The 21536-nt window shown below is 40.9% G+C and carries 20 protein-coding genes; 10 read left to right on the top strand and 10 right to left on the bottom strand.

Annotated elements, in window-relative coordinates:
* Positions 1-87 precede the first annotated feature (87 nt).
* On the top strand, positions 88-1758 hold the full coding sequence (locus OK025_RS09230; protein WP_317669221.1) for a RagB/SusD family nutrient uptake outer membrane protein: 1671 nt from the start codon (positions 88-90) through the stop codon (positions 1756-1758).
* Positions 1759-1836: 78 nt separating this feature from the next.
* On the opposite strand, the gene OK025_RS09225 is transcribed toward OK025_RS09230, so the two are convergent.
* Positions 1837-2028, bottom strand: coding sequence for a hypothetical protein (locus OK025_RS09225; protein WP_317669220.1), 192 nt, complete (start codon positions 2026-2028; stop codon positions 1837-1839).
* Positions 2029-2125: 97 nt separating this feature from the next.
* Between OK025_RS09225 and OK025_RS09220 the strand changes: the two genes are divergently transcribed.
* The 4 genes from OK025_RS09220 to lipB all read left to right on the top strand — a co-directional run bounded on the left by OK025_RS09220 (position 2126) and on the right by lipB (position 7181).
* Positions 2126-2551 carry a hypothetical protein gene (locus OK025_RS09220; protein ID WP_317669219.1) on the top strand — a complete coding sequence of 142 codons (426 nt, stop codon included), beginning with the start codon at positions 2126-2128 and terminating at the stop codon, positions 2549-2551.
* A 65-nt stretch (positions 2552-2616) separates the two neighbouring features.
* Positions 2617-4722: an ATP-dependent DNA helicase RecG gene (gene recG, locus OK025_RS09215; protein ID WP_317669218.1), complete on the top strand. Its 2106-nt coding sequence runs from the start codon at positions 2617-2619 to the stop codon at positions 4720-4722.
* Between the two features lie 509 nt (positions 4723-5231).
* The gene (gene hflX / locus OK025_RS09210; RefSeq protein WP_293957187.1) at positions 5232-6422 is read left to right on the top strand and encodes a GTPase HflX; all 1191 of its coding nucleotides are present in this window, start codon (positions 5232-5234) and stop codon (positions 6420-6422) included.
* Between the two features lie 63 nt (positions 6423-6485).
* Entirely contained in the window at positions 6486-7181 is a 696-nt protein-coding gene (gene lipB, locus OK025_RS09205; protein WP_317669217.1) for a lipoyl(octanoyl) transferase LipB, read from the top strand.
* Positions 7182-7362: 181 nt separating this feature from the next.
* Here lipB and OK025_RS09200 read toward each other — a convergent pair whose 3' ends face one another.
* The 3 genes from OK025_RS09200 to OK025_RS09190 form a co-directional block, all read right to left on the bottom strand.
* On the bottom strand, positions 7363-8583 hold the full coding sequence (locus OK025_RS09200; RefSeq protein WP_317669216.1) for a hypothetical protein: 1221 nt from the start codon (positions 8581-8583) through the stop codon (positions 7363-7365).
* Positions 8584-8800: 217 nt separating this feature from the next.
* Positions 8801-9181 (bottom strand): hypothetical protein, encoded by a 381-nt coding sequence (locus OK025_RS09195; protein WP_317669215.1) that lies wholly within the window; start codon positions 9179-9181, stop codon positions 8801-8803.
* 29 nt (positions 9182-9210) lie between these two features.
* Positions 9211-9627: a hypothetical protein gene (locus OK025_RS09190; protein ID WP_317669214.1), complete on the bottom strand. Its 417-nt coding sequence runs from the start codon at positions 9625-9627 to the stop codon at positions 9211-9213.
* A 190-nt stretch (positions 9628-9817) separates the two neighbouring features.
* Here OK025_RS09190 and OK025_RS09185 point away from each other — a divergent pair, with 190 nt between their 5' ends.
* The 3 genes from OK025_RS09185 (at position 9818) to OK025_RS09175 (ending at position 13139) form a co-directional block, all read left to right on the top strand.
* On the top strand, positions 9818-10579 hold the full coding sequence (locus OK025_RS09185; RefSeq protein WP_317669213.1) for a hypothetical protein: 762 nt from the start codon (positions 9818-9820) through the stop codon (positions 10577-10579).
* A 296-nt stretch (positions 10580-10875) separates the two neighbouring features.
* Positions 10876-11421 carry a hypothetical protein gene (locus OK025_RS09180; protein WP_317669212.1) on the top strand — a complete coding sequence of 182 codons (546 nt, stop codon included), beginning with the start codon at positions 10876-10878 and terminating at the stop codon, positions 11419-11421.
* Positions 11422-11444: 23 nt separating this feature from the next.
* Positions 11445-13139 carry a HEPN domain-containing protein gene (locus tag OK025_RS09175; RefSeq protein WP_317669211.1) on the top strand — a complete coding sequence of 565 codons (1695 nt, stop codon included), beginning with the start codon at positions 11445-11447 and terminating at the stop codon, positions 13137-13139.
* Positions 13140-13186: 47 nt separating this feature from the next.
* On the opposite strand, the gene OK025_RS26765 is transcribed toward OK025_RS09175, so the two are convergent.
* Positions 13187-13432, bottom strand: coding sequence for a DUF4143 domain-containing protein (locus tag OK025_RS26765; protein WP_411567699.1), 246 nt, complete (start codon positions 13430-13432; stop codon positions 13187-13189).
* A 303-nt stretch (positions 13433-13735) separates the two neighbouring features.
* On the opposite strand from OK025_RS26765, the gene OK025_RS09170 reads away from it, so the two are divergent.
* Positions 13736-14107: a hypothetical protein gene (locus tag OK025_RS09170; protein WP_317669210.1), complete on the top strand. Its 372-nt coding sequence runs from the start codon at positions 13736-13738 to the stop codon at positions 14105-14107.
* Between the two features lie 2 nt (positions 14108-14109).
* Complete coding sequence (locus OK025_RS09165; RefSeq protein WP_317669209.1) at positions 14110-15525, top strand: PLP-dependent aminotransferase family protein; 1416 nt, start codon at positions 14110-14112, stop codon at positions 15523-15525.
* 243 nt (positions 15526-15768) lie between these two features.
* Here the strand turns inward: OK025_RS09165 and OK025_RS09160 are convergent, their stop codons facing one another.
* From OK025_RS09160 to OK025_RS09140, 5 genes are all read right to left on the bottom strand, one after another.
* Entirely contained in the window at positions 15769-17412 is a 1644-nt protein-coding gene (locus OK025_RS09160) for a PepSY-associated TM helix domain-containing protein (protein WP_317669208.1), read from the bottom strand.
* A gap of 6 nt (positions 17413-17418) precedes the next feature.
* Positions 17419-17697: a hypothetical protein gene (locus OK025_RS09155; protein WP_088163239.1), complete on the bottom strand. Its 279-nt coding sequence runs from the start codon at positions 17695-17697 to the stop codon at positions 17419-17421.
* A gap of 10 nt (positions 17698-17707) precedes the next feature.
* Positions 17708-18040: a hypothetical protein gene (locus OK025_RS09150; RefSeq protein ID WP_317669207.1), complete on the bottom strand. Its 333-nt coding sequence runs from the start codon at positions 18038-18040 to the stop codon at positions 17708-17710.
* Positions 18041-18069: 29 nt separating this feature from the next.
* Complete coding sequence (locus OK025_RS09145) at positions 18070-20484, bottom strand: TonB-dependent receptor (RefSeq protein ID WP_317669206.1); 2415 nt, start codon at positions 20482-20484, stop codon at positions 18070-18072.
* A gap of 125 nt (positions 20485-20609) precedes the next feature.
* Positions 20610-21326 carry a DUF4198 domain-containing protein gene (locus OK025_RS09140; protein WP_317669205.1) on the bottom strand — a complete coding sequence of 239 codons (717 nt, stop codon included), beginning with the start codon at positions 21324-21326 and terminating at the stop codon, positions 20610-20612.
* Positions 21327-21536 lie beyond the last annotated feature (210 nt).

The raw sequence follows: 21536 nt of genomic DNA, 5'->3' as shown, positions 1-21536 counted from the left end.
AATGAAATATCCATCGCTAAAAAATACATATATCGATAAAAATGGCGCGGATATTTTATATAGTCTTAAAATACAAACGATTAAAAGATGAAATTTAACATAAAAAACATATCCAAGTTCTCACTCGCTTTTTTAATGCTTGGCGGCGCCTTAAGTAGTTGTACCAAGAATTTTGAGGACTATAACAAAAATAACATTGGCGTTACGGATGAGGATTTAAAAGGTGATGGCCAAGATCTTGTCATTTTCTTGCGAAATGCACAGATGTCTATTTACAATTTTTCCGGTGCGGGAGATCCTAACTCGTACCAGGTACAGCAGAATCTAAACGCGGATGTATTTTCAGGTTTCTTCATGTCTCCTACGCCTTTTAATAGTGGACAGAACAACCTGAATTATGCCATGGTGAACGGCTGGAATGGAGAACCATTTAAAGTGCTTTATCTTAACGTTATCAAATCCATTGAGAAGCTAAAAAGCAATGGACTTGCAGAAACATATCCAGCACTATGGGGCTCGGCTTTGGTGATCAAAGTAGAAGCGGCCAGTCGGGTGACAGATATCTATGGTCCTATCCCATATAGTAAAGTAGGAACCTCCAATACTGTTCCATACGACAAACAATCCGATGTATATGCTGCTTTCTTCAAAGAGCTTGATGAGGCTGTAACCGCATTGAAATCGTACAAAGCAGATAGTCCAATGGCTGCTAAAATTGACCAGATCGATCTTGTATTTCCGAATACAGATAATCAGGTCAGATTTAAAAATTGGTTGAAAATTGCCAATTCATTGCGCCTTCGTTTAGCGATGCGTTTGGTTAAAATCGACGCGACGTTAGCGAAAACACAAGCTGAAAAAGCATTGGATCCAGCAAATGGCGGTGTCTTGGAAAGCAATAGCGAAAACTTCAAGATCACTATACCGGCAGATGGTACCTACAGCAACCCGCTTTGGTTTATTTCCAAAAACTGGGCCGATACCCGTATCAATGCGACGCTTTCTTCTTATATGACAGGATTGAACGACCCGCGTATCTCTAAATACATGGCACCTGTCATTAAAGATGCAACAACAACGGCGTTCGCTGGTAAATACATAGGTATCCGTGCAGGTGCTGATGGTATCGAAAAGGATAAATACCAAAAGCTATCGGCTTTGAATACCGAAGGTACAACACCAACTTTCGTAGCGACAACAGCACCGGTATTGATGACTGCCGCTGAGGTTTACTTCCTACGTGCCGAAGCAGCATTGAGAGGTTGGAACAATGCCGGTGGAACAGCGCAATCACTTTATGAAAAAGGAGTGGAAACTTCCTTTACTCAATGGGGTGTAACATCAGGATTGAGCACTTACCTAAATGATAATACCAGTAAGGCTGCAGCTTACGAGGATCCTTTCAATGCGAAGAATAACGCAGCTTCACCAAGTGCTCTTACAATCAAATGGAATGAGGGTGCTACCAATGAAGAAAAATTGGAACGTATTATCACACAAAAATGGTTGGCAATCTTCCCTGAAGGACAAGAGGCTTGGAGTGAATTCCGCCGTACAGGATATCCACGTCTATTCCCAGTTGTTGTCAACAATAGCGGTGGACTGATCGATACTAAAATACAGATCCGTCGTTTACCGTTCCCACAAAATGAATACAATACAAATGCAGCCGAAGTACAATCTGCAATCTCCTTGTTGGGCGGACCTGACAACGGCGGTACCAGACTTTGGTGGGATGTAAATAAGGGTAATTTCTAATCGAGAAATCATCCGGAATAAATCTTAAACAGGGCTGTCCAAAACAATTGGACAGCCCTGTTTTTATGCAATTAATACCTACCCTCCAACTTTAACCAATTCTCTTCTCTTCTCTTCTCTTCTCTTCTCTTCTCTTCTCTTCTCTTCTCTTCTCTTCTCTTCTCTTCTCTTCTCTTCTCTTCTCTTCTCTTCTCTTCTCTTCTCTTCTCTTCTCTTCTCTTCTCTTCTCTTCTCTTCTCTTCTCTTCTCTTCAGCATTTTGCGATGCCACAAGAAAATACCAAAATACTTAACAAAAACTTAATAGAAATTTCCTGTAGCAGAGACGAAGAATTACCCGTTCGATTAAAAAAACCAAGAAGAATATTATGAAAAATCTTTCCATTTTGGGTATGACCACCCTCTTAGCATGTTCCATGTTATTCGTTGTCTGTAAATCGGAATCACATTTAGAAAACCCCTACAAAGACAAAACGGAAAAGGAACTTGAGTCGCTTTCCAATGAGAAGTATAGCAAAATCGTTGCCTTTGCTAGCCCCAAAGCATGCAGTGATGCTACAGAATGGGAAATGATAGAAATACGGACAGTATGTGGGACAAGTTACCTTCCGTACCACAAATCCGTCGACAAAACAACCTTGCAAAATATGATCAATGACAACGATCGACTGATGGAAATATACCAGCCTATGATGGCGCCCAGAATAAATTGTGCCCCTTATCGCAAACCATTGAGCGTGATCTGTAAAGAAGGAAAAGCAGACATTAAATATGAAGAACCTGCTTCAAAATAGTCACACTAGACCAAGAAACGGCTCCATAAACGCATAAATTTTCGTAATTTAGCCATTCAAGAAGAATGGCTGAATTAAGTTTAATTACCCCCATAGAATACCTCAAAGGTGTAGGTCCACAAAAAGCAGATGTACTCAAAAAAGAGCTACAGGTGTTTACCATTGGTGATCTATTGACGCAATATCCTTTCCGTTATATCGACCGTACGGAGTTTCATAAAATCCGGAAACTTCATCCCGATATGATGGCTGCACAGGTCCTGGGCCGTCTGGTTTCTTTACAGCTCGTGGGCGAGAAAAGAACGAAACGTCTTGTCGGTTCTTTCAAAGATGAAACCGGCTCCATGGAGCTTGTCTGGTTTCAGTCCATTCCATGGCTTCAAAAATCATTGAAAGTGGGTTCCGCCTATATTATTTATGGCAAGCCAAGCGAATTCAATGGCCAGTTATCCATTACCCATCCCGAAATGGATCTGTATAATCCGCAGGTAAAACAGATCGGCAATATGAGTTTACAGCCGGTTTATTCATCAACAGAAAAACTCAAAAAGTTCAATCTGGATACCAAAGGAATCCAACGCTTACAACAGACTGCTTTGGAAACCGTATTCCGTAGTATTGACGAATCGCTTCCTCAGGAAGTTCTCACTAAACATGGCCTCATTTCGCGGCAGCAGGCTCTCGCCTCCATACACTTTCCGAGCGATCAAAAGGAACTGAACCAAGCGATCAAACGTATCAAGTTTGAAGAACTATTCTTTATACAGCTCAAGCTGCTCAACAACAAACAGCTCAATACCCAGAAGTTTAGAGGCCAGCGCTTCAATAAAGTCGGTGAAAAATTCAACACATTCTTTAAAGAGCGCCTTCCGTTTCCGTTGACAGGCGCACAGAAGCGCGTTGTAAAAGTAATCCGCATAGACACCAATACCGGTGCGCAGATGAACCGTCTGGTGCAGGGCGATGTCGGATCCGGGAAAACAGTTGTTGCCCTCATGAGTATGCTGCTCGCCGTCGACAATGGATTTCAGGCCTGTATGATGGCGCCAACAGAAATCCTGGCGACACAGCATTATCATGGACTCAAGCAGCTCGTAGGCGATGACATTGTCAATATCAAGCTACTTACGGGATCCACAAGCACGAAGGAACGCCGTTTGATCCACCAGGCATTGGAAGATGGCAGCTTAGATATTTTAATTGGCACCCATGCCCTGATCGAGGATAAGGTGCAGTTCAAAAACCTTGGCTTTGTCGTTATTGACGAACAGCACCGTTTTGGCGTGGAACAACGGGCCAAACTCTGGCGGAAGAATGTCATTCCACCACACATGCTGGTCATGACAGCCACACCAATTCCACGGACATTGGCGATGACCATGTACGGCGACCTGGACATCTCCGTGATAGACGAATTACCTGCTGGGCGTAAACCCATCAAGACTGTTCACTTTTTTGAAAGTTCGCGTTTGCGGATGTTTGGTTTTATGCGCGAGGAGATCGCCAAAGGCAGGCAGGTCTACCTGGTATATCCCCTCATCAAGGAAAGCGAAAAACTGGATCTGATTTACCTGGAAGCAGGCCTTGAGAATTTGCAACGCGAATTTCCACTACCTCAATACAAGATCAGTATTGTTCACGGCAAGATGCCCGTAAAAGATAAAGACTTTGAGATGCAGCGTTTTGTCAAACATGAAACGCAGATCATGGTTGCGACTACTGTTATTGAAGTGGGGGTCAATGTTCCGAATGCTTCAGTCATGGTCATTGAAAATTCCGAACGTTTTGGGCTATCCCAGCTGCACCAATTGCGTGGCCGCGTAGGCCGCGGTGCTGAACAGTCTTTCTGTATCCTGATGTCGGGCAATAAGCTGAGCAAAGAAGGACGCTTAAGGCTGGATACAATGGTGCGTACCAATGACGGATTTGAGATTGCGGAAGTCGACTTGCAGCTGCGTGGTCCGGGCGACATATCGGGCACACAACAGTCGGGTGTACTTGACCTCAAGATGGCGAACCTAGCGACGGATCAGGCATTGCTTACCGAATGCCGTAACACCGTCATTGCTATCTTCAAAGAGGACCCAACTCTACAAAGCGAAAAGAATCATTTGCTGCGAAGCTTTCTGGCAAGAAAATCCGATGGCATTGCCTGGGATAAGATTTCTTAACCGCATGTCATTTTCGCGACAAAAAACAAGGCCAGCGATTAAATCAATAACGTGTTTAAGTGAATAAACAGAGCGCATTGGAATCTAAAGGCCGATCTTCAACATAAATAGGATACGAATTGTTATTAATTAGCGCTTGAAGACAATTTATCTTTTTTGTATATAAAACCAAATTTATTTACTTTTGCATCATTATGAACATGATATAGAAAAATATCCCTTCTTTTACTAGGCAAAAGATGGCGACCGAACGCTTACATATTTTGAGTTGCCCTGGTAAGCAAAACACAGGAAATTTATTGGTTAATGGAGAATTATGTCATAATCGGCATCAGTCTTGTGTGGTGTACAAACGCATAAATTCTTAAATTTACCTTTTCAAACAAAAACCGGGCTTGCGAGCTCATTGAAAATAATTAAAAAGTGAACGTATAACAAGGGGTAGGCAATAGCATACATTGCAAAGCTTAATGACCTGCCAACTTCACTTGAAAGACTAATAGTACAAAATGGCCAGATTTAAAATACACGATACAGCTATAAAACCCGAAACAGCCGTCTTGGTGAGTGTCATCACACCAAGTGTGACGGAGACAAAAGCAAAAGAATACTTGGAGGAACTTGAATTTCTTGTACAGACTGCCGGTGGCGAGACCAAAGGTATGTTTACACAGAAACTGGGCTTCCCCGATCGCGCTACATTTGTCGGCAGTGGAAAGCTGGAAGAAATAAAAGCATACGTCGAAGCCGAGGAAATCGACATCGTTGTTTTCGACGATGAGCTTTCACCTTCGCAATTGCGCAATATTGAAAAAGAACTGAAACGCAAGATATTGGACCGCTCCAATCTCATCCTGGACATCTTTGCCCGTCATGCCAAAACTGCACAGGCGAAGACACAGGTGGAATTGGCACAGCTGCAATACCTTTTACCTCGTTTGACCCGTATGTGGACCCACTTGGAACGTCAGCGCGGGGGTATTGGTATGCGTGGTCCGGGTGAGTCACAGATCGAGACCGATAGACGGATCATTCTGGACAAAATTTCCTTGTTCAAAGAACGCCTAAAAGCAATCGACAAGCAAAACGAGACACAACGAAAAAACCGTGGTGAGATGATCCGTGTAGCTTTGGTAGGTTATACCAATGTCGGAAAATCGACGATCATGAATATGATCTCCAAATCTGACGTATTGATCGAGAATAAACTTTTCGCAACATTAGATACGACAGTACGTAAAGTTGTTATCGACAACCTTCCTTTTTTGCTTTCAGATACCGTTGGTTTTATCCGCAAACTGCCGCATCACTTGGTGGAATGTTTCAAATCCACATTGGATGAAGTTCGGGAAGCCGATGTCCTGATTCACGTAGTCGACATCTCCCATCCGAATTTTGAAGATCATATCCAGGCGGTAAACGAAACATTGAAGGACCTTAAAGCGCTGGACAAACCGGTGATTACGGTGTTCAACAAAATTGACCTTTATAAACCGGCCGTCGAAGAAGGGCACGATGGCGAGGAGATCGAGGTCACGTTGGATGATTTCCGTAAATCATGGATGGCAAAAAATTCAGATCCCGCAATCTTTCTGTCAGCAACAAATAAAACGAATATCGAAGAGTTCAAACAAAAACTTTACGATATCATTGTGAAGATGCACAATGAACGTTACCCATACAATAACTTATTGTATTAATTTTGACAAACAATGCTGTGAATGGGGCCTTATGTTCCATTCACAAGCTTAAAAAAATACGAAATGAACAAAGAGGTGCAGTTTCAAGATTGGGGGCTTGTCGATTATCAGGAAGCCTGGGACAGACAAGAATCCATCTTTAAGGGCGTATTGGACATTAAACATGACAATAGGGTCAACGCAACAGCAACCAGTACCCCGAACTACTTGATCTTTACAGCACATCCCCATGTTTATACCTTAGGGAAAAGCGGGCACGAGGAGTATTTGCTGTTAGATGAAAAAGGACTGGAAGAGAAAGAGGCCAAATTCTATAAGATCAACCGGGGTGGCGACATTACCTATCACGGTCCGGGACAGATTGTCGGTTACCCGATCCTGGATCTCGACAACTTCTTTACCGATATCCATCTTTATCTGCGTACACTGGAAGAGGCCATCATAATGACCTGTGCTGATTTCGGTATCGAAGCCGGGAGATATCCCGGGTTTACCGGTGTATGGATAGAACCCGATAAACCGACGGCGCGCAAAATCTGTGCGATGGGGGTTCGCGCTTCACGCTGGGTGACCATGCATGGTTTTGCATTCAATGTCAACACAGACCTTGACTATTTTGGCAACATCATTCCTTGCGGTATCGACGATAAGGATGTAACGTCTTTAAAGCGGGAACTTGGCAAAGAAGTCGATATGGAAGACGTGAAAGAAAAATTGAAAGGACATATTGCAAAACTCTTTGAAATGCAGGTAGTCTAATCTAAGATTTCAATAACATCCAAAGGCCCTTTGAAAGCGGAGTTTTAATTTCCCTTCAAAGGGCCTTATTTTTTGAGCATCCCTGTTCCTGTTCGTTAATAAATCCTTGTTAACATCACAAACGAAAGATATTTTCAAACGCTTGGAAATCTATACTTGACCCCTACACAATTTCGGCGTATTAACAATAATACATGCACTCATAGCCGGCCAGTTTTCCATCGACAAATCTGAAAATAAATAACCCGGCATCGCCATTCTGAATATAGTAGGTATGTGGCGTTGAAATCCAATCTGCTGAAAGTAGTTCACCAAAGTGGTTTACAAAGTCTTTTTCTGCGTAATTGGCATCCATCCGCTCGTTGCCCATGACAATGGTTTCGCCATCACTAAAAAACAGCTTATATATCGTACCGACCACTTTCCCCTTATAGTTTTCTTCGAAGGCAACGATCATATTCGGCGTTTTATAGTAGTACCGCGGCTCCCAGCCACATTCGGGCATATCTGGAATTTCGGAAACCCGTTGTAAAGCGAGTTGCTTCATCTGCGCATCCGTAATTTTGCCGTCAGATAATGACACTCCTTTCCATTCGAAATGGAAATTCAACGCTTTCAGTTTCTTGGCATAAACTTCGGACTGGAGCTCATTTTGGAATTTATTGGCCAAAAGTAATTCAAAGGCTATATCAACTTTGGGATCTACTATTCCCGCTTGGGCATAGGATTCCTTCCAATAGGTAAGCGCCTGTTTTAACTTGGAATACTTCGTCCAGCCGATTTCACGCAGGCGTCCAACTGCAGCAAGCTCTTTCTCCTGATCCTTTCCTTTTACGGCCAGATATTCTTTTAGCACTTTGTCGTACGTTAGTTCAGACCCCAAAAATTTCATCTGAATATACTCCGGACTTTCATGAAAGTGGTCTCCAATGTAGACCCATCCATCTGTGTAGAGCGGCACATAATCGATACATACCATTTCATTGAGTCCTGCCCTACGCACAGCGGTACTTGTTGTATTAGGAGCCTTACGCACGCGCAATTGTGACACCTGTACATAGAAATGTGGGCATTGGGCATCTGTTGTTCCACGATAGAAATATTGCTTTGGCTCGCCGGCAGATCTTTTTCCGAACATGGCACTTTTGAGGGGCTGACGGTCAATATAGCCGATATCCCCATTACTCACCTGCACCTTATACTGTGTATTGGTGGAATCTAGCAGGTAAACAGGTGCCTCCGTCGGAAAAACCCCCAAGAGGTCTTTACTGTTTCCTGCTTCACGGTAAAGGTGCCCCCATGTTGAGGTATATAATGGCCGCTGACCTGCTGGCTGTGCTACTGCCTGATGCACAAAACAAGCTAAAAGCAGACAGCATATAACAAATACTTTTTTCGACATAACATTAATTCTTTGAATACAGGACTAGTGGCCGCTCCATTGCGATCAGCCGCAGGGAACGAGACATCTATAAATGCAACAGAAACTTTTTCTGGCTGCCGGCCAAACACGCACCGTTGCAATAACGAAATTAAAACAAAAAGGAGGCCAATGAAATCACCGGAATCAGGTATTTTTTTTGGAGGAGATCATTTGGTTTCTAAACTACGCGATATGGCTATTTGCGCTGCAATAAACTCACCTGTCCTTCTAATGACTGGATTGTTTTTTCCTGTGCCTTGACTGTTTGCTCTAAGGCATTGACCAGCTGCCTATAAATTCCGAGGCCTTCGGCAGTAGAAGGAGCTGTTTCGGCAGGTGGAGCACCTACTGCATTTCTCTCATCCTTCCGCATCATAGTTCCTTCGCCCATGAGTAACCAGGCCGGACTAATGTCGGGATGTTTAGACAGTATAGCAACCATGGCATCGGAACTGAGTGCAGTATTTTTCTGCCCTCCCTTAAAGTTTGCATAGGAAAGTTGCACATCTTTGAAAAATTCGGTTTTACTGATGCCTTTAGTTTCGGCGATCAGCAGCACACGTTCCTTTACATTCACCTATAGCTTTTTTTTTAAATGTTGGCTCTTTATTTATTTCTTAACGATTTTATTTCCTGCTCTTGAATCGACAATAATCGCTCCAACGAAATAATTGTCTTCTCTTGAGATTTAATTGTGATATTTTGTGACGATATAACCTGTCTTAGTGAATTGACAACGGCATTAGTAACGTCTTCAATTTCATTTGTCAGATAGCCTTCCCGCTCCTCTTCCTGCGCAAGAATAGGCTTTAGCATCTCGCCTTCGCCTTTTAACAACCATTCGGAAGAATATGCAGGATATTTTTCAACAATACTAATTAACCATTTCGCCTGTACATCTGTATTGTTGGTTAAGGCACGTGTAAATACGCCTCTACTGGCTCCAACGGCAGTTTCAAAGGCTGTTACGCTCAGTCCTTCTCTATCTGCAATAACTTTAATTCTCGTTAAAAAAGAACTCATAATCAATAATTATCAATATAAAATTTGTTTAATCGAAAATTAGTGTTTAAATTAGCTTAACTATTGATAATTATAAACACAACATTAACCAAAAAAACTTACAAATGAAACCGATAAGGCTTTAGATCAGGTGCACGGATCGTTATTAGCCCTACGCAGCAGTTTCATCAACTTTAAAACATATAATCTGATGAAAAATACGCAAAAGAAACTAAAAGCGAAACATTTTCGCTATTTAAGCAAGGATATAGTCAAAAATCCAATGATCTATATCAGGGATTTCTATCGCTATGAAACAAATATTATTTACTGGATGAATCATATTCAGCTTTTTGTCAACGCAGCAACTGTCCCCGAAATGGCAGATCACAATTTTGCTGAAAATGGATATCATTGCAAACAAATGATCAAACAGATTGAAGTGGCTTTTGTAATTTTTCATCAATGTCAACTTTCTATACAAGAAACGCCATTGAATTTCTTTTCGACAAAAGAAGACTACCACAATTATCTATTTAAACTGGAATATACGACCAACGGACATATAGATCCTTCTGACACCATCAGTAAGTTTTTCTCATACCAATCTCTTCAAAAATGGTATGAAACAATGGATGATATCATGCACTATCTAACAGTATCCGACTCAGGTAACTACGAATATTTTGGCGATCAAATTATGGCCATACGAGAATTGCTGATGCGACTCGCATTCGCCCTACATTATATCTATGAAGATGAAGGAATATCCTTAAATGTTCCATGCTATGTAAAAGCTATAAATGATGAACCTCATCAGTCTACCAAAGAGAAAACTAAATTACGGCAAATCATAGAAGAAAGTATTGATAAAAAATATGCTCAAAAAGAAGTGCAGGAAAACAGCAATGATATTGAAGACAGCCAAAACTCACACATATCAGAAATCCCCGTAAGCGAAATAGCAACTTAGAAACAATAAACTAACGCTTTTAAAGCACCAAAGATCAATGAAATCCGCATAATTCATTCAACCAAAATGCAACGAATTCATGAATACAGCTGAAAAATAAACTATGCATGAGTAATTACGAGGGGAATTAATAAATGGCATTAGGCTCGTTGAATATTGCTTAAAACAGCGCTAAATAAAGACCTAGTTTGTGCGTCCACGAAGGTACTCAGAAAGTTTCAGTTCAACTGCGCCTCTCTGGTGTAGTGTAAATAACTCAATCAAAAAAACAATTGATAATCAAATAACCTAAGAAGATGAAAAAGAAAAGCAGAAAAATAACATGGAGAGAATTTAGATACCTCCGTAAAGGCCAATTCAATAATCACTTGTTGACCCTCAAAAACTTTTCAGAGGATAAAAAAAATTGCAGTAAAAATTTCTTGCATTTTATCAACATGTGTTTATGCAAAGAGATCCGCTGTAAGGATTTTAACTCAACGCATGCTTATCTAGAACTCGGTAAAGCGATCGATCTTGCTTGGCTGATATTTAACAAATCCGGATTAAGAAGAAAGAATAAAAAATATGTTCTTCCGAACCATAGCGACGAGATTGACTGCTCCTGTAATTATCATCTAGGAGTATATCCTCCCGATTTTTTAACGAAAATGTTTAGCTACCAAAGTCACAGAGACTGGTATACCGCTATAGACGAACTTCTCTTTTCCTACTTGGACCCAAGTTTTAGTTGCACTTTTTTAAGTTATTCAGAAGATCTCATACCTCTTCAAGAAACACTCTCAGATCTCCCAATTGTTTTGAAAACCATACATCTAAATGAAGGAAAAATAGATAAATAACCACAACACCAAACCAATTAATTATGAACACCGATATTAACCCTATTATCGAGGCAATCCTTCGTGCCGTTGCTGTCGATGAAATCTACCATTGGACTTTTGACCACGATGGTAAAAAGTATCAGATGTTACAGATTAATATAGCATCAAATACAGGAATGCGACATTCGGATCCCCGTAGCCTGATTAACAAAATCGTCAAAAACCGCCCATCAGACTTATATATCAAAGTGTGCCTTACACACGAAGCACAAAAACAACTCGATCTCGGACAGGCTCGCACTTATCTTATCTACCAGCCTGAAAATCGCGTTTATCAAAATCCGGTGCAAGAAATCCCACTGATCTTTCCGAATTATACAGCTATGGAGATTATCGAAAAAACACGGACATATATCGATAAGGAAAAGGGCAAGATTCGATCTTTTATAGATGGCTACAATTTCTATTTCGAGCATAAAAATTATGCACACGCAGCCTTTATGCTACATCAGGCCATCGAACTATCCTTGAAAACCGCAGAACATATCCTTTTAAATGATGATCGAAAATCACATTCGCTTACAGGTAGTATGGGCTACCTTAAAACTTTTGACTCCAAACTGGCGAGACTAATCGACAACAAAGAAGAAAAACAAGCCTTAGCTAAAATCGATGAAGCTTATATTGGTTATCGTTATAATCAAGACTATTTTATCGATGAAGATGTATTAGAAACAGCCTATCAGATTGCTATCAATACATTAAACTGGATCTACGATTATTCCAATCTTTTATTCAAAGAACTTAAGTCAAAACTTAACCCAATCCCAGTTGCTAACAACGAAGTTGAAAATTGCAAAAATAACAATGAAATATACAAACAAAACTATTGTAACGCCAATTATCGAGACCTCATTTTAAACGCTATAGAGCGCTATTGCACGCCTGCGCTGGTAGTATGTTTCGGCTATGATTCAGATCATCACAACTATCAGAATGCGCTCCGAAGGGCAAAAATTGATTGTATCACGCATGCCTACTATATTTTTGTCGCATATGATACTTTAAACGCCGAGATCAATAATCTGCCCCAACTCATTACGGATTTGCTCCCCAACAATGTATCGCTTACGCTCGCCCTTGAAAACTCCACCACTTTCAGCAAACAGCTTTCAAAGGGTCATCCCTTTTTTCTTTCACTCCTGAAAGCCGGTGACATCTGGTTTCAGAATCCATCAATAGCAAATATCGATCTGGAAAGTATCGTTGCCCCACAGCTCGATCTTGAATATGTACATCAACAGTGGAAGACGCGCTATAATAATGCGCGCACATTATATTTACCTTACGAGGAAGACTGGTCGTCAATAAGCATCGAGGCCACATATTATATGCTATCGCAAGCGTTGGAGCAGGTTTGTCTCGGGGTAATCAATTCCGTCATCCAATACAAACCGCAACGTGTCAACCTGACTTTTCTGATGACACTCTGCAAATTGATAGTCCCTGATGCCTACGCAACATTCTGCCTTGACCATGAGGAACATTTCGCCGCTTTTAAGAATATTACGGAAGCACAGCAGGAATTTAGATATAATGCAAATTACAAAGGAGATCCACTAACAATCATAGAATTGCAACAACGCACAAAAACATTTATCGAAAAATGCAACAATGAGATGGAAATCTATTTTGAGAAGATTTCCAGCCAACAGCTGCTCGAACAAGTTGAATAAAAGAGATTATTAAAAACAGAAGCCTGAGCACCATGATTCAAATGCTATCAAAGACCAATAAACGCTCTAAAATTATCCTTTGAGATTACCTGAACATCTGCACTATAGGCTTCTACAAAATTTGATGGTATTTTTGCTTTCGCCTTAGGAGTCCATTTAAATTCGTAGCCAGTTATTTTACCATCCGCTTCTTCTACGTAATCAATTTCTTGCTGCTGTTTAGTGCGCCAAAAGTACTTATTAATAAAACGCCGGCTATAACTGTTATGTTTTAAGCGTTCACCAAAAGTAATGCTTTTCGGAGAACAAACTCACCAAAAAGCATTACTTTTGGTGAATACACATCCGTAGTTTGGTGGCCCACATTTCGATCAATACGATGATCGCGATCATCGCGATAAATAACGGAAACAAGCTATGCATACGAGTTCATAATTTATGGATCCAGAGATATCCTTTTTCTGGTGTAAAGATCTCAAATGGAAATTAAAAAAACTCATGGTCATCTTATTTTTTTCTGTACCCTTATTTTAACAACACTCTGTACCTAAACAGCATCCTGTACCCTTCTTAAATTAGCAAAAAGATTTATTCTTATGGCGACAACTGCAAATCAACCGTATCTGATCAGACAAGTGGATCTTTCTGATTTAGCGCTTATCAAAGAATTACTCAACAAAAAACAACTGGATACAGACTCGATAGGCATGCCTTTTATGGCACTCGATCAATGTAATCAATTAATAGCTTTTTCGTCCGTAACAATCTGCAAAAAAAATCTGTTATCGATCGAAATTACCTACGAAGCTCCTATTTCGGACACGCTCTCCAAAGTATTCACGGAAAAAGCACAATCCTTCTTCGAGCACCAGTTGATTGACCTATTTGGTTCGGAAGAATTGCTCAGAAAAGGAATTCACCGATATAACGACTGGTTAAATCAAAACAGAAACAGTAAATTAGCATAAGCATGGAGCAGCAACTGTTATATAAGAAAATAGCCAATATTGTTGAGAGCCAGATCAAAAATGGCTCTTTGGTCTATGGAGATCGTTTGCCCTCTGTCCGGAGCGCTCAGAAGCTATACAATGTAAGTTTAAATACAGCAAAAAGCGCCTATATGGAATTAGAGAGTAGATCTCTCATTGAATCGAGACCAAAATCAGGATATTTCGTTAGCCGGTCGGGGCTTCGTCGGATGGCTATTCCGTCTATTTCCACGTTTAAAATAGACGAAAAGAAACAAGATCCTGCAGCATTGATCGATAAAGTTTTTCACTCCCTGGAAGACAAGGAAATTACACGCTTTTCACTGGGTTTACCCAGTGCATCATTACTTCCGATTCAGAAACTCAATCGATGCATTATAGAGTCGGTTCATGAACTGCATGATTACGGTGATCAATACGGACAGGTACAGGGAAGTCCAAGCTTACGGAAAGAAATTGCCAAATGGTCATTGGTACTTGAAGGAAAAATAAGTGATGAGGATCTTATTATCACCTCGGGAGCCATGAATGCAATCTACAGCTGCCTTCGGGCTGTCACTAAGCCCGGTGACACCATCGCGGTGGAAAGTCCCCTTTATTTTGGATTTATTCAGGCCTTTCAATTACTGGGTCTCAAAACCATCGAGATTCCGACCCACCCTATTACGGGAATTGAATTAGATGCCCTGAAAAAAGTTATTCATAAAATTGATGTCTGTTGCTTCGTTACCAATTTTAGCAATCCATTGGGCGCGCTCATGCCCGATGAGCATAAAAAGGAACTGGTGAAACTGCTCGCCCATCACCATATTCCATTGATTGAAGACGACCTGTATGGAAACATCTATTTCGGTTCGTCACGGCCCAAGCCATGCAAATATTTTGATGAAGAGGGACTGGTGATGTGGTGTGGATCATTTACCAAAGTATTGGCGCCAAGTTTTCGGCTCGGATGGGTTGAGCCCGGGCAATACAAGGATAAGATCCTAAAACAAAAACTCATACAGACGATTTCGCAGCCTGCAATTTATCAAGAGGCGGTTTCCAAATTCTTACAGATCGGCAGGTACGACCATCACCTCAATAGCTTCAGAAAAAAACTGTACAGCAACTATATCAATTTCAGAAACAGCATTGAGGCCCATTTTCCAGAAAACACAAAAATGTCACAGCCTGAGGGTGGGTTTGTGCTTTGGCTGGAGATGGACCCTAAAATAGACTCAACCCTGCTCTACGATTATGCCCTAAGGCAAAAGTTGAGTTTTGCTCCGGGGAGGATGTTTACACAGCACGATCAGTTTAAGAATTGTATTCGGCTCAACTATGCCGTGGACTGGAACGAAAAGACTGCACAGGATCTGATGCGCCTTGGGCGATTTTTCAAAGCCGCACTTTAAGAAAGTCCTACTCCAAGTAAAAATCCCCCCCCCGTCTATTTCATCAACATCATCGGCCTGAACGGGAGGAGGAATATCATTGGGACCTTCTTTGGAAAAATTACTACTTTTCCATCAAGGATCAACGTGGTATCAAAGATTTTTCCTAAGCTTTACCCTATAAAAGTTTCAAGGGCACCTTGTGAGCGCCCTTGAAATTAAGAAACGAAGTGTACTTACTTCGCAGAGAGAAAAGAATCTTTGTTAACGAATAGTCTCAAAGAATTTTTTGGTCTTATTATGGGCGATTATACCGATGATACCGATCATAAGCCATAAAAAGTCTACGACAAAAATATCACGTTGTCCATTGCGAAATGTATCCCAGATCCAGTTACCAGTTATAAATCCATTGACAAGTGGAATAAAAAATGCCAGGATACTTCCGACCAGCAAGGTTTCGCGATTGGTTCTTCGGATGCTTCTCCTGATAATATAATACAGTGAAAATACGAGCCAACTATAGAAATACACACGGTAAATAAAATCCTGGTTAACCTCTGGACTCAATTTAATAGCAATAAAAGTCAATGCTGTGACAGGCAACATGGTCAGACATATTGCCGTGAAGATATTGGCCACCCAGAAATTGAATTTCCGTTTTCGTGGAATTACATTGTTTTTGTCACGTGCTACCAGCCAGATTAATATCCCCGAAATAATGACCAGACAGCCCATGACCCCTAAAATAAAATATACCATTTTAAGGGGATAGCCGCCATAATCACCATAATGCAGACGGTATAAAAGACTCCGGACACCATCGGCATAGGTAGGATCACTGATCGGGGATTTTTCGGCCACAATTTTATTGTCGATAGCTCGCATAGACAATATACCGGATCCAGCAAAGCTCTTATTAAACTGCGGCTCCAGCTCCATGACAACATGCATATTGGAATCTGCATAGTTTTTGATCGTAATGCGCTGAAAATCGGATTCAGGCCATTTATATTTTGCCAGATCCAAAAATGGAGCGATCTTAATGTCTGCCTTTAAAGGTTTGTAGGTATAAGGAAAATCGGTCTCGGCACTAACCCCCATCTCCTGATACATTTTTTGTTGATCACCTTCATACAACAACTTGCTCAGTGGCAAAGCCAGGACAGAGTTAATGATCAAAAACGTACCAGTTACCGCAAAGATAAACTGAAACGGAAAACCGATAACACCCAATGCCGTATGCATATCGGTCCATACCGTTTTCCATTTACTGAACGGTCTGAACACGAAGAAATTTGAGACGATCTTGTCCCAATGTAGCAATAATCCTGTAATAAGAGCAAATAGGAAAATAAAAGCGGTAATTCCAGCAATAAGATAACCAAAGGGAGCTATACTTACCCGGATTGGCACCTGATTGAGCTGAGCCATGAAGTGCAAGCGGAAAAGAAATTCGCCCATATCGTAATTCTGTGTATAATCACCTGACTTCTTATTTGCAAAATTGTAGGTAAAGTTCTTTGAATCATCATCTCCACCTCTTCTGCGCCCCTTCTTTTTTGCTGCTTTCTGTTCTGGCGTTACCTTCGCTAGATTTTCTTTATTTAAGAGACTGTCATTGGATGCACTGAGCCCAACATAAGCGGAGGTCCCTTCCCGGTGCATATAAAAAGTGATATCGCGTCCATGCAAATTTGTTTGTCCTTGGAGTGAATCGAGCAAACGATCAAAGTTTTGATGATCTTCGCGATAGGTCTTATAGGATGTATTATTCTGCCAGGCAGCAATTTCATCCCTAAAAAATGCAAATGATCCCGCAAAAAATATTACATACAGGATGGCGCAAATAATAATGCCACTAATGGTATGCGTATTGAAATAGATATTATAATTTCGGTTATTCATGGCCAATTACATGTTGAAAAAATAAGGCAGCGAAAAAACTGCAGCCAAGAGTAAATATAGTCCCCATATTTTCCATCCGTTCTTTGCAAGGAAGGCCAACAAGAGCAGTACTGCCCATAGGAGATAGCCCGTGAAGCAAGCCGTGACAACAACATCCTTTTTCTCAAAAACATGTGTGACCAAGACGTGGAAAGAGATCATGACAACATAACCACCGATAAATCCGGCTGTAATTTTCAGGAAGCGCTGAAAGGGCGTACTGAGGTATTTTTTATTAGCAGGCATATTTTATCGGTTAGGAAATCAATAATTCAACACAAAGGCTAAATACATACAATCCCACAATTGGGTATAATTTGAAATAGCGATAAGGATTCAATAGGACCACAAGACACATCAAGCACATGAAATAGGCAAAAAAAGCAAAAAAGCCGGCGCCAAATCCTTGCATATAGAGAACGGCGCCAAATGGTAAGAGCAGCAGCAATATGCTCAAAGTGCGCACAAACTTAGTTTGTGCGCACAGTTTTTCCAGCCATTGTGGCCTAGGGCCAAATTTCACCTTTTTGCTCGTGTTGTAAAAAAGGTATACTCCAAAGAGGATAACGACTAGTAATGTACTATACATCAGTTCTATAATTTATCGAGATCGTTTATTTAAAACTTATAGGTAACCCCCATACGGAAATTACGTCTGGCTTCGACGATATAGGTGTAATAATCCACACCACCGAGCTTCTGAACTGCCGCGCTTGCTTTGGAGATCGATCCAGCAGTCAGCAATTTGCGGTTGTCCAACACATTATTAACCATCAAAGAAATATTATATCTACTCCGTTGATAACTAATACCACCATCAGTTCGCAGATAATTCTTAAAGTTACTCTCTTTTGTTGTTCCAATTGCCCGATCGAACATCCCTTGAACACTTCCGGTAAAACCTACACCTTTTAATAAACCTTGTTGTAAGCGATAAATTACCCAGGCATTCGCAGTGTGCTTGGCTGTGTTTGGCGTAATGTTGCCAATATTTGTTTCCTTTGTATCTTTTGAAATCTTAGAATCAGTCAACGCATAGTTTGCGTTAACATTCAATCCCTTGACAATTTCACCGGTAATATCGAACTCTATCCCCTTAGTAGTTGTTTCGCCAAGCTGCTTTGAATAGAAACCACCATTAGGGTTTGGATGTTCAGAATCCTCAACTGATGCATTTTTACGTTTGATTTGATACGCGCTCAAGGTCGATATCCATTTTCCCCCAGCCCATTCCTTCTTAACACCTGCTTCGAGACTATTACCACGAATTGGCTTGAAGGCATTACCCTGCCAATCTGTTCCAGAAATAGGCACAAATGACTGATCGAAGAGGCCATAAACGCTCATAGAAGAGTTTATCAAATAATTCAACCCCACCCTAGGACTCCATACTTTATCTTTTGCAGGGTCACCATTTGTCTTTGAAACGACATTTGATGAAGTAAAACGTAATCCCAACGATAATTTCAATCGATCCTCCAAGAATGCCATTTCATCATGTGCATATACAGACGTATACGATGAGCTTGTTATGTATGACTGACTTTTGGCACGTTCTTTAATGCTTAAAGTGCGATCTACTTCTGGAAAAACATTTTCGGGAATCCCATAAATAGGATTGTAAACGTTCAAGGGCTCTCCCGGAATGACGGGCAACAGTGAACTAAAATCCCCCCAGAATTTCTTATTCCCATAATCAACACCCGCTAAAATCCGGTGTCTTATATTGCCTGTCCTTTCTTCACCATTAAACGAGAACTGACCAAATTTATTTTCGCCTAATTCGTCCGCAGTGCTATAATTTCTAGGCATATTACCTTCTACGGTCATATAATTCAACCAGGTACTGGTCGCCTTCATATTAAAATTAAAGTAAGCTGCTTGCGCATGGAATTTCCACTTTTGACTCAATTTTCGATCAAAATACAAATAAGCACTGTGATCTCTCAATTTCCCGGGTTTCATGCCTGGGTCACCATAAAAGAAATCATTTGCAATACCCGGATCTGCAAAACCTTTTGGAGAAAACGTATAGTTTCCATTAGTCAGATAAGAGGACCCTTGAAAGGTATACTCCGCGGTAATAGCCGTTAGCGAATCAATATTATAAGTCAATACCGGAGCGATGACAAGACGATTACTATTATTGTATTTGGTGAAGAACTTTTTTTTCTGGCCTGCTACATTCAGACGATAAATCAATTTATTGCTTTTGGTAATCCGACCGTCCAAATCGATAGTCCCGCGATACAAATCAAAACTACCTGTATTAAGCGTTACAGAACCCTTGGTATTTCCTGTAGGTTTCTTCGTCACCACGTTATAAAATCCTGCCGGTTCACCATTGGCTAGCATAAATCCGGCAGGTCCTTTCACAAATTCAATCCGTTCGATCATACTCGCATCTTCGGCGGTAGGCCCCCAAGAAGCTTCGATATTCATCCCATTACGAAATGCTGGGATCTTAGATCCGCGCATGCGTATATTAGCGTATTGATTATCCCAGTGCCCTTGGCGGGTAGCTCCGCTGATATTACGTGTAATACCATCAACAATGTCGAAAACCTGTTGATCGGCCATTAAGTCCGATGAAATAACCTGTATATTTTGAGGTAACTCCAAGATTGGTGTCTTAAGACGTAACGATCCAGAGATACTGTCAAACTTATAATGTTCATAGTATTTACCATAGACAGCGACCTCGTCGATAGCTTGCGATTGGTCTTTCAAAATGATGGGGCCAAGGTTTGTCGTCTCATCTTTTACGTTCACCTCCATCGTATGCTTACTGTAACCAATCGCTTTAATCTCGATATGATAGGTTTTGGATGAAAGCTTATAAAAAGCGAAATGCCCCTCACTATCGGTACTGGTGGTCACACCCGTATTGGTCAATTTTACTGTTGCCCCTGTGATCGGTTCAGATTTCTCATTGATAAGAATTCCTTCAATTATTTTGTTCGTCTGTGCTTGTGCAACAGAAAAAAATGAACTAATCACAGGAATAGCTAAAAAGGATAAAGTTTGATTCATGAATGTAGTGTGGTAGATGTTTTTTATAGTAGACATCTTTTAGATATTCTTTTTTGCAAGGGTCCATTGGTGTTTCCATTGTTTCAGATGGACCCTTTATTATTTTGTCTGCGCTGTACCTGCAGTTATTTGATGGTAATAAAAGTCGTACTTCCCTGCCATGCCGAAGCATAGGGTTTTCCTTCATGTTCACCTGCTGTCTCAGCAAACGTACTTGCTTCCAAAACGTATGGGCCCGACCAGATTGCATCAAATGTCAGGATACCATTCTCGTCGGCAACAAACTCTTTTCCCCAACCTGTAGCAGAAAAAACAGAAACTTTGGCATGGGGAACAGTTTTGCCCAAACTGGTAATTTTTGCTTGTAAACTCTGTCCCTTTTTTACGTTGGCCACACCTAGCAACTCAATCTGCAATGGATTTTTTACGCCCTTATAATCAAGTGTTGCAGACTTTCCTACGACAACAGGTACTAAGGAAGAAAATTCATACTTCGTTTTGCCGCCGAGATCTTTAGCTGCTTTAACTATTGATAGGAAATAGGTTCCTGCTGCTGTAGGTTGAAATGAACCGCTAAAGTGATCGCCTTTATTCGTCAACTGAAGTTTGATGGGTTCCTTTCCCGGAGCATGCAACATTAATGAGAAGTCCTTCACGTCGGAGTACCATTTGTCGACCTGATCTCTTTCATTCGTTGCAAACTCACCGTAATATACCTTGACTTCATGGGATTGGTTTAACGTCCCATAAGAAGATGATTCAATCCAAAGGGCATGTGCATGACTGGTATGACTACACAGTAATACCGCAAGAAATGTAAAAAATGAAATTAAAATTTTCATAATATGTTGATTGATGTTTAGTTTTCTTCAACTTATTATGGGAGAATTTGCTGGTTTAAGCGAGCTCTACAACGAATAAGACAATAAAATTCGTTATCTTGCAAGTTCTTCCATATCGTATATCGGGAGTAACTGACACAGCGTGCTGTTTCAGTCTTCTACATACAGTTGCCGCTGTATGTAGATTTACGCCATGTGATAGATTGCCGT

The sequence above is a fragment of the Sphingobacterium sp. UGAL515B_05 genome (assembly GCF_033097525.1).
Lineage (GTDB): Bacteria > Bacteroidota > Bacteroidia > Sphingobacteriales > Sphingobacteriaceae > Sphingobacterium.
The sequence above is the reverse complement of the archived record's forward strand: the minus strand, read 5'-3'. Positions and strand labels throughout refer to the sequence as shown.

Coding starts and splice junctions, on each gene's coding strand:
- OK025_RS09180 (WP_317669212.1), top strand. CDS start 10,876: ATGAAAAAGAAAAGCAGAAAAATAACATGGAGAGAATTTAGATACCTC.
- OK025_RS09145 (WP_317669206.1), bottom strand. CDS start 20,484: ATGAATCAAACTTTATCCTTTTTAGCTATTCCTGTGATTAGTTCATTT.
- OK025_RS09175 (WP_317669211.1), top strand. CDS start 11,445: ATGAACACCGATATTAACCCTATTATCGAGGCAATCCTTCGTGCCGTT.
- OK025_RS09160 (WP_317669208.1), bottom strand. CDS start 17,412: ATGAATAACCGAAATTATAATATCTATTTCAATACGCATACCATTAGT.
- recG (WP_317669218.1), top strand. CDS start 2,617: ATGGCTGAATTAAGTTTAATTACCCCCATAGAATACCTCAAAGGTGTA.
- hflX (WP_293957187.1), top strand. CDS start 5,232: ATGGCCAGATTTAAAATACACGATACAGCTATAAAACCCGAAACAGCC.
- OK025_RS09155 (WP_088163239.1), bottom strand. CDS start 17,697: ATGCCTGCTAATAAAAAATACCTCAGTACGCCCTTTCAGCGCTTCCTG.
- OK025_RS09230 (WP_317669221.1), top strand. CDS start 88: ATGAAATTTAACATAAAAAACATATCCAAGTTCTCACTCGCTTTTTTA.
- OK025_RS09170 (WP_317669210.1), top strand. CDS start 13,736: ATGGCGACAACTGCAAATCAACCGTATCTGATCAGACAAGTGGATCTT.
- OK025_RS09150 (WP_317669207.1), bottom strand. CDS start 18,040: ATGTATAGTACATTACTAGTCGTTATCCTCTTTGGAGTATACCTTTTT.
- OK025_RS09190 (WP_317669214.1), bottom strand. CDS start 9,627: ATGAGTTCTTTTTTAACGAGAATTAAAGTTATTGCAGATAGAGAAGGA.
- OK025_RS09200 (WP_317669216.1), bottom strand. CDS start 8,583: ATGTCGAAAAAAGTATTTGTTATATGCTGTCTGCTTTTAGCTTGTTTT.
- OK025_RS09220 (WP_317669219.1), top strand. CDS start 2,126: ATGAAAAATCTTTCCATTTTGGGTATGACCACCCTCTTAGCATGTTCC.
- OK025_RS09140 (WP_317669205.1), bottom strand. CDS start 21,326: ATGAAAATTTTAATTTCATTTTTTACATTTCTTGCGGTATTACTGTGT.
- OK025_RS09165 (WP_317669209.1), top strand. CDS start 14,110: ATGGAGCAGCAACTGTTATATAAGAAAATAGCCAATATTGTTGAGAGC.
- OK025_RS09185 (WP_317669213.1), top strand. CDS start 9,818: ATGAAAAATACGCAAAAGAAACTAAAAGCGAAACATTTTCGCTATTTA.
- lipB (WP_317669217.1), top strand. CDS start 6,486: ATGAACAAAGAGGTGCAGTTTCAAGATTGGGGGCTTGTCGATTATCAG.